At 41.9% G+C, this 432-nt stretch carries 2 protein-coding genes; both read left to right on the forward strand.

Annotation, left to right across the window (positions count from 1 at the left end; translation table 11 throughout):
- A partial coding sequence (locus tag Tanf_RS15010; RefSeq protein WP_201774574.1) for a hypothetical protein occupies positions 1–241 on the forward strand: 241 nt, incomplete at its 5' end.
- A complete protein-coding gene (locus Tanf_RS14685) occupies positions 225–404 on the forward strand; it encodes a hypothetical protein (RefSeq protein ID WP_140230722.1) in 180 nt (59 codons plus the stop codon). The genes Tanf_RS15010 and Tanf_RS14685, both read left to right, overlap by 17 nt.
- Positions 405–432 lie beyond the last annotated feature (28 nt).

Here is a 432-nt window from a genome sequence, read left to right on the forward strand (position 1 = left end):
AAAAACGGAAAAGGAAAAAGAAAAGAGACGAAGGAAAAGGGGAGTGGGAAGGGAGAGAAAGGAAGAGGGGAAGAAGAAAAGGAAGGGAAAAGAAAAGAGGAAGAAAAAGACAAAGAAGAAGGAAAAAAGAAACGGGAAGGAAGAAAAAAGGAGGAAGAGGGAGAGAAAAATGAGAAAAGAGGAAAAGGAAAGAAGAAAGGGGAGGAAAAAAAAAAGTGGGGGGGGTGGAGAGAATGGGTAAGGGGAAAAAAACAGAAAGAGGGGGGGGGGCAAAGGAGAGGAAAAGGGGGAAAAAAGAAAGACGCAAGAGCAACGAAGGTAGGAATGCCGGAAGAAGACAAATAGTGCAGATAAGAAATGAAAGAAAGGGAGAAAAAGAGGAAAAAGTGAAAAACGAAGAGTGAGAAGAAAGAGAAAGAGAAAGAAAAGGGG

Source organism: Tannerella forsythia (assembly GCF_001006485.1).
In the GTDB taxonomy this organism is placed as follows: domain Bacteria; phylum Bacteroidota; class Bacteroidia; order Bacteroidales; family Tannerellaceae; genus Tannerella; species Tannerella forsythia.